The organism is Roseovarius lutimaris (genome assembly GCF_900115165.1).
Taxonomy (GTDB): domain Bacteria; phylum Pseudomonadota; class Alphaproteobacteria; order Rhodobacterales; family Rhodobacteraceae; genus Roseovarius; species Roseovarius lutimaris.
In genome coordinates, this window is sequence record NZ_FOVP01000049.1 from 1 (window position 1) to 8,785 (window position 8,785).

Genomic DNA, 8,785 nt, shown 5'->3' on the forward strand with positions numbered 1-8,785 from the left:
TAACCGGCGATATTGGCCATCGAGCTCAGCGCATCCATCTTCTGGGCGCGGCTGATCCGTGGCACCATTTCCATCGCCACCACGGTCGCGCCCTTGTCGGCCGCCTGCTTGAGCTGTTTCTCGTTGCCGCCGGGGTTGAAGAAGGAAATCAGCGTCTGGCCCTCGCGCAGCCGCTTGACCTCGGTGTCGGTCGGCACCCGCACCTTGGCGACGATATCGCTCGCCTTCCACAGCGCCGCCGCGGTCTTGATGATCTCGACCCCCGCCGCCGCATAGGCCTCATCCGAAAACCCCGCCGCCACACCGGCCCCGGCCTCAATCGCGCAGACATGCCCCAGCTTTTGCAACTGCAACGCTGACTCAGGCGTCATACCAACCCGATTCTCACCCTCAATAACTTCCCTAGGCGTTCCGATCTTCAATGCTGTGTCCCCCTCTGGCAGATCACGTATTTTGTGGCCCCGCGTTTTGCAGGTGCCGGTTTCCTATTCCCGAAGGTCGTTATTTCACACAAAATCCCGGGATGCGACACCAAGATTGTCGCGGTTATCAGACCCAGCGCCGGGTTTTTTCGCAATATTTGGCAAAATCCATCCGAAACTTGCGTCTTAGCCGGTCTTCTTCGGGGATGATGAAGCGTTTTTCGATGATCCAGACGAAGACGGGAATCAGCGGCAGCGCCAGAACCGCGTCCCACCGCAGGATAAAACCGGCGAGGATCAGAGCATCACCAAGGTAAATCGGATTGCGTGAGCGCGTGAAGATGCCCGATTGGATCAACCGCTCCGCGTCGCGATGCGGCACGATGGTGGTGCGGAAACGGCGAAATTCAGAGGCGGCCAGCGCGATCAGCAATACCCCACCGCCCACCAGCAGACCGCCGACCAGATCCGACCACGCCCCGCCGAAATCAAGCCACATCGGCAGGTACGTCGCCTGCGCCCACGCCACGCCCAAAAACGCCAGAAGCCAGACCGGCGGCAGATCAATCCATTTCAGCACTGTTCATTCCCTCTGTGATCGCCGCCCGACGGTTGCCAGATCGCGGCAGAGCGTTAGAGTAACGCCAGATATGGCGGAGGCAAGATGACACTGAACGGAAAACACGCGCTGATCACCGGCGGCGGAAGCGGGATTGGTTTGGCGATTGCCCGCGCCCTCGCCGGGGCCGGCGCAGAGGTCACCATCACCGGGCGGCGCGACGCCGTGCTGCAAAGCGTTGCATGCAATGGGCTTTACCCGCTGGCGATGGATGTCAGCGACGAGGCGCAGGTTGTCTCGGGCGTGGCCCGCGCGGTGGAAGAGCGCGGCCCGGTACAGATCTGCATCCCCAATGCCGGCATCGCCGAGGGGCGCGCGCTGCACAAGACCGACGCGGAGTTCTGGCGGCAGATGATGGCCACCAACCTTGACGGCGCGTTTTACACGATACGCGAATGTCTCGGCGGCATGCGGCGCACCGATTGGGGCCGGGTGATCGCGATTTCCTCGATTGCCGGGCTCAAGGGGCTCAAGGGAGCGACGGCCTATAGCGCCAGCAAACACGGCATGATCGGCCTTATTCGCGCGCTCAGCGAGGATTACCTCGGCACGCCGTTTACCTTCAACGCGATCTGTCCGGGCTATGTCGATACCGAGATCGTAAGCCGCAATGTCACGGCAATTTCCGAACGCGCCGGGATAGGCGAGGACGAGGCCCGCGCCATGATGGTCAGCGCCAACCGCCACAACCGCCTTGTCGACCCCGACGAGGTGGCACAGACCGTGCTCTGGCTCTGTGGTCCAGGATCGCAGAGCCTCAACGGTCAGGCGATAGAGATTGCGGGCGGGCAGTTTTGAGGGGGTGAGGTTGGGTGGGGGCGATGTGGGTTTCGGCCCAGACCAGCCATTGATGCATCGCGCAGCATTTTCGCGAAGCGAGCGACGGCAGTGCGGGACATAGCCAGCTTTCGCTACACCAGAGCAGATGTCCGCTCTTCGGTCTACAGCCGAAAAGTTTGGCTATAGCCGGCTAATGGATTTAGCTGAAATCAAAGTGCTGAGTTGCCACTTTGCAGGAGTGTCCTGGCAGCTTGATAAACCTCTTCAACAATATCCGCTGCGGGGATCACTTCACGCACCAGTGATACGCCTTGCCCTGACCAAAGCGACATCGCCTCCACGTCGCCCGATGTTTCAGGCAAGGGTGTATAGCTCTGATACCGAACGACCGGATCACCATTAGGACGTTGCCCAATCTGCTCCTTTTCGTTCGGTCTGTTGCCGGGCTCAGAACACCCTGCTTCCACCCAAGCCCGCGAGGTCGAATTGGACAGTGCTCTATGGGGTGCCTCAGGCCAACCGACGTGATAGAGATCATGAGCCCATTGCGTATCGGCCTCTGACGCTTGCAGAATTCGGTTGCGATAAACCTCATGGATTGTCGCCTCTGAACTGGCCAACAATCGTGTTCCGATCCAGACACCTGATGCTCCCAGCATCATGGCCGCCGCCATCCCACGTCCGTCGGCGATGCCGCCCGCTGCTACAACCGGTACTTTGACCGCATCCACGACGGCTGGGATTAGCGCGATGGTCGACACTTGCCCCCAAACATGGCCTCCAGCTTCCCATCCTTGAGCAACGATCACGTCGGCACCGGCTTGAGCCGCCGTTTTGGCTTCTTGAGCGTTCCCGACGCTCATTAAAACGGTCAGGCCGCCTGCCTTCGCGCGCGCTATGACCGATGGCTCCATGCCCCAAAACAATGATACCCCATGCACGCCTTTGGCGATGCACATCTCTAATTGATCTTCATAGGGGAAGGACAAGTTCAGATTGACCGCAAAATTCCGATCGGTCAGTTCCCGAAGCTCGTCAATACCGGTGGCCACCTGCTCTTTCGATCTACCCCAAAGCGGAATGACACCGTAACCACCAGCATTGCAGACTGCGGCCACCAATTCTGGCCCGGCCGCGCCTGCCATCGGGGCGGATAGAATTGGTTTCTCAACTTGTAAGATATCCAAAAGACGCACTGTCACAGTTTCCCTCTACATGATCTTATGTATTGAGCGCCCGATCATGTGACATGTCAATTGTGTCAACAAACAAGAGTGGGCGTTGGAGCCAAGTGCAGCATTTGGTAAATCGGGCTCGAAGCCGACTCGCGATGCTGCGGCACGGCGAGCCGTTGGTCGATACGCCGCCTGTAGATCGCGACCCTCAACGGACATCCAATTGTTTATCCAACACCAGCAGAGAAATTTGAAGAATGTGTTGCGGCGAGCCGTTGAAACCGCAAGGTAACGCTGCCCTTCGTCGCATCTGCGGATACTCTGGACGCCTATCAGTTAATGAGAGCCTTAACCAAAAGCGTTGCTGCTGCCGCCAGGTAAATACTGTCTCCATTCGCTATGTAAACTTCGTTACGACTGGGGCGAGGAAGACCGCGTGCGCGCCAATTATTAACAACGACCACATCCTGCTTTCTGAAACGGTGTCCAACTGCATGCCGATGCCGATGTCGATGTCGTTGCTGCTTTACCGCCTTCGCTTTGGCACTGTGCCCATGGGCGCTGTATTTAACAATTGCTCTGTCCGCCATTGCGGTGATCGGCACGGCAACCGCTGTTACCGTAGCTAAAACAAAAATAGTTACGCATCGTTTCATCCGGTTCTGCATTGGGCCACTCCTCTTTGTTAACTTCTTATTCAACGCATGCTCTGCAGTTTTCTGTCGCTGAAACTGAGAAGTTCTTTGCCATCAGCTGCTTTAGGGTGGCGATCTTTGGCGCCGTCGTCTGTTTTCCGCATGGGGAAGCAAATGCCTTCCGTCTCCGCGTCACTCTTGGTGCGCTTCAGCGTTCCATCTGGACCAGTTTATTGGTCATCCGAAATGCCCTTAGCTTAAACGGCATACCGGCATACGGATTGATCCTTCTCGGTCTGCTCAAAATGGAATGGGCCAAGCGCGTCCCTTCGCAGAGACCATATGTGTGGGTCAACGACAGCTAATGCTGAGGTCTTAACACTACACGCTCGCAATCGCTTTCACCTCTGATCTTAGCCTGCGCCCAGCACTACCGGGCACAGCGCCCCAGACCGCGATCCAGCGGTAGAATATTGGCGTCAGGAACAGGGTGAAAACTGTTGCGAACCCCAAGCCTCCGACGATCACCCACCCTACGGCAATACGGGCTTCAGCGCCTGCGCCGGACGTCAGGATCAGAGGCAGCCCACCGAACACGGTCGAAACCATCGTCATCATCACAGGCCGGATGCGCAGGCGCAAAGCGCTTCGGATGGCGCTGTCAATGTCTGCGCCAGCTTCGCGTAACTGATTGGCAAATTCGACGATCAGGATGCCGTTCTTGGCCATGACTCCGATCAGCATGACAAGACCGATCTGACTGTAGTAATTCAGCGAACCGCCGGTTATCGAAATCGCCATCAGCGCGGCGGCAAGACCGAAGGGCACAGTCATCATGATGACGACCGCGCTGGCGAAGCTTTCGAACTGGGCCGCGAGCACCAGAAGCACGACAATCAGTGCCAAGCCAAAGACAATATACATGCCGGCTTGGGAGTCATCGAGTGTCGCGGCTTCTCCGGTGAAGATGATGCCCATCCCGTCTGGCAGGACCTCTTCGGAAATCGCAAGCACGCGGTTCATTGCGGTCGACAGGTCTACCCCCTCGCCGAGGTTTGCCTGCAGTGACACAGACAAGGCACCGCCCAAGCGTTCAATCTGAGCATCGCCTACCACCATGTCGAGCGCTGCGACGGTAGAGAGCGGAACATAAGCGCCGCTGTCAAGGCGGATGGACATGGACGCAATATCGGAAGGATCGTTGATCGGCGCTCCGCCGGGAACAACATTGACATCGATTTCAACGTCGTCGGAAAAGACACTGACGGCAATGTTGCCTTGAACCATCGTGCGCACCAGACTGGTGACATCCACCGGGTTGAGCCCCATGTCCCCCGCGGCGCTGTCATCCACAGTCACTTCCAATTGTGCATTGACGCTGTTGTTGGACAGCTGCGGGTTCAGGAACGTCGCATCCTGTGACATCGCCGCGACAAGAGTGTCGGCAGCTTCGGTCATCTTCGCAAGATTGGTGCCGGTCACGGCAAAGCTCAGCCCGCCGCCCGCGCCACGAATGTTGAGGCTGTTGGTCGAACGTGCGCTGATCTGCACGCCGGGGACCGATGCGAGACGGCCACTGATCTGCGCAATCAGCTCTTGTTGCGTAAAGTCGCGTTCGGACCAATCCGGCAGGCGGACGACAATAGAGGCACTGGTGCCACCGCCGACGCCAACGATGCTCTGCACGGTCTCGATTTGCCCGCTCTCTTGGTACGGCGCAAGTATCTCTTCGACCAGCGAGACCTGCGTGTCGAGATAATCAATCGTCGTGTCCGACGCTCCGCGCGCCTGCACAACAAAGAACCCACGATCCTCGTCTGGCGTAACGGTAGAGGGCAGCACCGTCGCGGCCCCCATGGCGATCAAGGCAAAGCCGATGGCAACCGACAGAACCAGCAGGGGCGTGCGAATGGCGAAATCCATCATCCGGTCAAAGCTGCGCGCTAAGAGACCCGGCTTGGCTTGCTCGGTGTCTACCTGCGTCTTACCGGGGTCAAGAAGGGCTGACAGGACGGGCGCGAGGGTGAGCGCGGTGATCGACGACAAGGTAACCGCAAAGGCCAGCACAAAACCGAATTCAGAAAAGACGCCGCCAGCCTGGCCGGGCAGGAAGGAAATCGGGATGAAGACCGCCGCGAGCGTGGCTGTGGTCGAGATCACAGCGAAGAAAACCTCGTTCGTACCCGAACCGGCAGCGGCAAAAGCCCCCATGCCAGATTTGCGTTTGCGCACAATATTCTCGACCACGACGATGGCATCATCCACCACCATTCCTGTTGCTAGAACCAGCGCCAGAAGGCTGATCGTGTTAACGGAAAACCCCGTGAGCCAGATTGCGGCCAATGTGCCGATCAAGGCCACCGGGATCGTGACCGCCGGGATCAATGTTGCCCGCGGAGAGCGCAGGAACAGAAAGATCACGGCCACCACGATACCCGTTGCCATCAGGATGGATTTGACGACCTCGTTGATCGCCCCTTCAATAAAGATCCCGTCGTTCGATGTGACCAGCAGTTGGACACCTTCAGGAAGTTGAGCGCGCAATTCCTCGACAGCGACGCTTACGTCGCGTGAAATCTCCAGCGTGTTGCCCACCGACTGACGGGTGATATCGAGACCGATGGCGGTTTCGCCGTTCACGCGGGTATAGACGCTGGCGTCTTCCGGGATCAGTTGCACAAAGGCAATGTCGGCCACTTGGGTCGTTTCATTGATCGGCATATGGTTGATAGTCTCAACGGTGACGTCCTTGCTGCCGACCCGGAGCGAGAGGGTCTGGGACTTGCTTGAGAGCGACCCAAGGGCAGTGTCATCGCGCAGCTGTTCAAGCGCGGTAGAGACATCAAAGATGGTCAGCCCGCGGCTCAAGAGGGAAGGCAAATTTACCGCCACGCGGAACTCGTTGGCCCGGTCGCCGCGCAGGGTCACTTCGGCGATGCCGTCGATCAGGGAGAGGCGTTCGTAAACCGTGCCTTCCGCAAGTTGGGTCAGCGTGTCGAGGCTGGCATCGCCCAACAGCGCAAGGCGAATGATCGCGTCCGCGTTGCTGTCGCTTTTTCTGACGCTTGGGTCTTCAATATCGTCCGGCAAAGAGCGCAGAGCGCCCGATACGATCTCGCGCGCCTCATTGGCAGCTACGTTGACATCCGTGCCATCGGACAGATCAATGGTGATGCTGCTCGCCCCCGCACTCGAGGTGGATTCGATATAGGACATCCCTTCAAGCGCGCTTAACGCATCTTCGAGAACTTGGGTGACTTCGGTGTCTACCGTGCTCGGGACGGCGCCTTCGTAGGTGGTCTTGACCGAGAGCACAGGCCTGTCCACGTCCGGCATTTCGCGGATGTCGACGCTGGTGAACGCCGCAAGCCCGGCGATGATGATAAGCAGGTTCAGCACGATCCCGAAAATTGGCCGGGAAACAAAGATATCCGCAAAACCGGCTTTATGCGCTCTCTTCTCGAAGCTCATGCGCCTGGACCCTTACGTGCGCCAGCGACAGTGACCTGTGCGCCGTCACGCAGTTTCATCGCGCCCTCGGCCACGATCTGCGCGCCCAAGGGGGCATCGGCCTCAACCCAGACCCGATCGCCTTCGCGGTAACGTATGGTGACAGGAACGCGGCGAGTGCTGCCCTCCTCGGCGATCCATATGCCCGCGCCGCTGCGGTTCCATGTGATGGCTGTTGCAGGCACAACGGGTAAAGGATCGGTCTCTTCGGTCATGCGGATAGCAAAGGTCATGCCCGCCAGCAGCAACCCATCGGGGTTCTCGATTTTCGCTTGCACGGTCGCGCTGCGGGTCACGCTGTCGAGCCGACTGTCGAAAGCAGTAATCTCACCTTCAAAAATGCGCCCCGTATAGGTAGGCGTCGAGACAAGAACCTGCTTGCCTTCCGTCAAGAGGCCGATGGAGCGTTCCGGCACTTCGAATGTAGCGAGCAGGCTGCTGGTATCGTCAATCGTCACTATGGCATCCCCGCTCGATAAGCGGTCTCCCACGCTGACATCGGTGAGCCCCAATCGGCCAGAAATCGGTGCAACGATCGTGCGGTCGTTTAGCGCGACCTGCGCCAACCCCACATTGGCTTCAGCCAAACGCAACGCCACACGCGCCTCCGACAACGCCACATCGGTTACGACAGAACTGCCATTGCTGCGCAGCCCTTCATAGCGCGTGACAGTGGCCTGTACCTGATCGCGGTTCGCCTCGGCAATCTCAAGCGCAAACTGTTCCGTGCGGTCATCCAAACGCAAAAGGACATCTCCTTTTTCCACCATCCCATTGGCCTGGAGTGCCGTCTCAACCACTTCGCCCGCATCGCTCGCGGTTACTTCTGTGCGGTGCAGTGAGACAGCACTGCCAACGGTCCGCAGAACAAGCGTGTATTTGCGGGCCTCAAGAGACGTAAGAACGACCGTTGTCGCTCGGTTCTGCCCCCGCTGCCCTGCTCGCGCGTTCTGGGGCGCATCGGCTGTTTCTGTAGCACTGCCGCCCCTAAGTTGCGCGACCTGCTCGGGAACACCGAAAGCGATGCCATAAGCGCCTGCAATGATAGTGAGGGAGAGAATGGCGTAAAATATTCTTTTCAAAGTCTTCATGGCTCCTGAAAGGCGTTGTCGGAAGGGGTGATTTACCATTGTTCTCGCAGCTCCGTCTATTGCGTCAGATCGCCTTCTCGTCAGACGGGAGGTATGAGCCGAGCGCTATGATCAGTTGTGGGCGGCGAGAAATTTAGTTGTGAAAAGGTCCCTGCGATGCTTTTGCTTTTTGTGATACGGGTATCGAGACACATTCCGTCGCTCAGACATCATTTTTTGGGTCAAAGCGGGGGTTTTCTCTTGATAGGGGCAAAATTCGCGAATACCGATTTGAACAACGATAAGCGGTTGCCTTGAATGGCAGCTTTCGACCGATTCTGTGGAAAAACACCGTGTTTCTGGTGCAGAAAGTAGCATCCAAATGTGGGCGCGAGCGCCTTTCTTATCAGGCTTTGCGCGTTTGCTGCGGTGCAGGAAAGATCTTGGCTAGTTTGCAAAGGTTTTGGGCGGTTGCGGCGAGGAGGAATTCGTCATTTGCGCCGCATGGCCCGCGTAATCGCAACCTTCCCAACCCGAGGATGCGTTTGAGGTGGGCGAAGAGCATTTCGACCTT

Annotated in this window: 7 protein-coding genes and 1 pseudogene; 1 reads left to right on the forward strand and 7 read right to left on the reverse strand. The window is 58.1% G+C overall.

The annotated features are described in order from the left end of the window. Positions 1-422, reverse strand: a pseudogene (locus BMZ91_RS20450) (Re/Si-specific NAD(P)(+) transhydrogenase subunit alpha); the annotation flags it as partial. A 127-nt stretch (positions 423-549) separates the two neighbouring features. Next, complete coding sequence (locus tag BMZ91_RS20455; protein ID WP_245736517.1) at positions 550-999, reverse strand: methyltransferase family protein; 450 nt, start codon at positions 997-999, stop codon at positions 550-552. A gap of 87 nt (positions 1,000-1,086) precedes the next feature. On the opposite strand from BMZ91_RS20455, the gene BMZ91_RS20460 reads away from it, so the two are divergent. Continuing rightward, positions 1,087-1,839, forward strand: coding sequence for an SDR family NAD(P)-dependent oxidoreductase (locus BMZ91_RS20460; RefSeq protein ID WP_092842438.1), 753 nt, complete (start codon positions 1,087-1,089; stop codon positions 1,837-1,839). A 191-nt stretch (positions 1,840-2,030) separates the two neighbouring features. Here BMZ91_RS20460 and BMZ91_RS20465 read toward each other — a convergent pair whose 3' ends face one another. The 5 genes from BMZ91_RS20465 to BMZ91_RS21295 all read right to left on the reverse strand — a co-directional run. Continuing rightward, positions 2,031-3,023 (reverse strand): NAD(P)H-dependent flavin oxidoreductase, encoded by a 993-nt coding sequence (locus tag BMZ91_RS20465; RefSeq protein WP_092842439.1) that lies wholly within the window; start codon positions 3,021-3,023, stop codon positions 2,031-2,033. Between the two features lie 305 nt (positions 3,024-3,328). Continuing rightward, positions 3,329-3,664 carry an RcnB family protein gene (locus tag BMZ91_RS21290; RefSeq protein ID WP_143076429.1) on the reverse strand — a complete coding sequence of 112 codons (336 nt, stop codon included), beginning with the start codon at positions 3,662-3,664 and terminating at the stop codon, positions 3,329-3,331. Between the two features lie 348 nt (positions 3,665-4,012). Then, entirely contained in the window at positions 4,013-7,102 is a 3,090-nt protein-coding gene (locus BMZ91_RS20470; protein WP_092842440.1) for an efflux RND transporter permease subunit, read from the reverse strand. Beyond that, positions 7,099-8,232, reverse strand: a complete 1,134-nt coding sequence (locus BMZ91_RS20475; protein WP_092842441.1) for an efflux RND transporter periplasmic adaptor subunit — start codon at positions 8,230-8,232, stop codon at positions 7,099-7,101. The genes BMZ91_RS20470 and BMZ91_RS20475 overlap by 4 nt, the downstream gene beginning before the upstream one ends. A gap of 385 nt (positions 8,233-8,617) precedes the next feature. After that, on the reverse strand, positions 8,618-8,785 hold a 168-nt coding region (locus tag BMZ91_RS21295), incomplete at its 5' end, for a transposase (RefSeq protein WP_483880087.1).

What these genes read in the sequence shown, in the direction of transcription:
- BMZ91_RS20475 (WP_092842441.1), bottom strand. Translation starts at nt 8,232, where the DNA reads ATGAAGACTTTGAAAAGAATATTTTACGCCATTCTCTCCCTCACTATC.
- BMZ91_RS20470 (WP_092842440.1), bottom strand. Translation starts at nt 7,102, where the DNA reads ATGAGCTTCGAGAAGAGAGCGCATAAAGCCGGTTTTGCGGATATCTTT.
- BMZ91_RS21290 (WP_143076429.1), bottom strand. Translation starts at nt 3,664, where the DNA reads ATGCAGAACCGGATGAAACGATGCGTAACTATTTTTGTTTTAGCTACG.
- BMZ91_RS20460 (WP_092842438.1), top strand. Translation starts at nt 1,087, where the DNA reads ATGACACTGAACGGAAAACACGCGCTGATCACCGGCGGCGGAAGCGGG.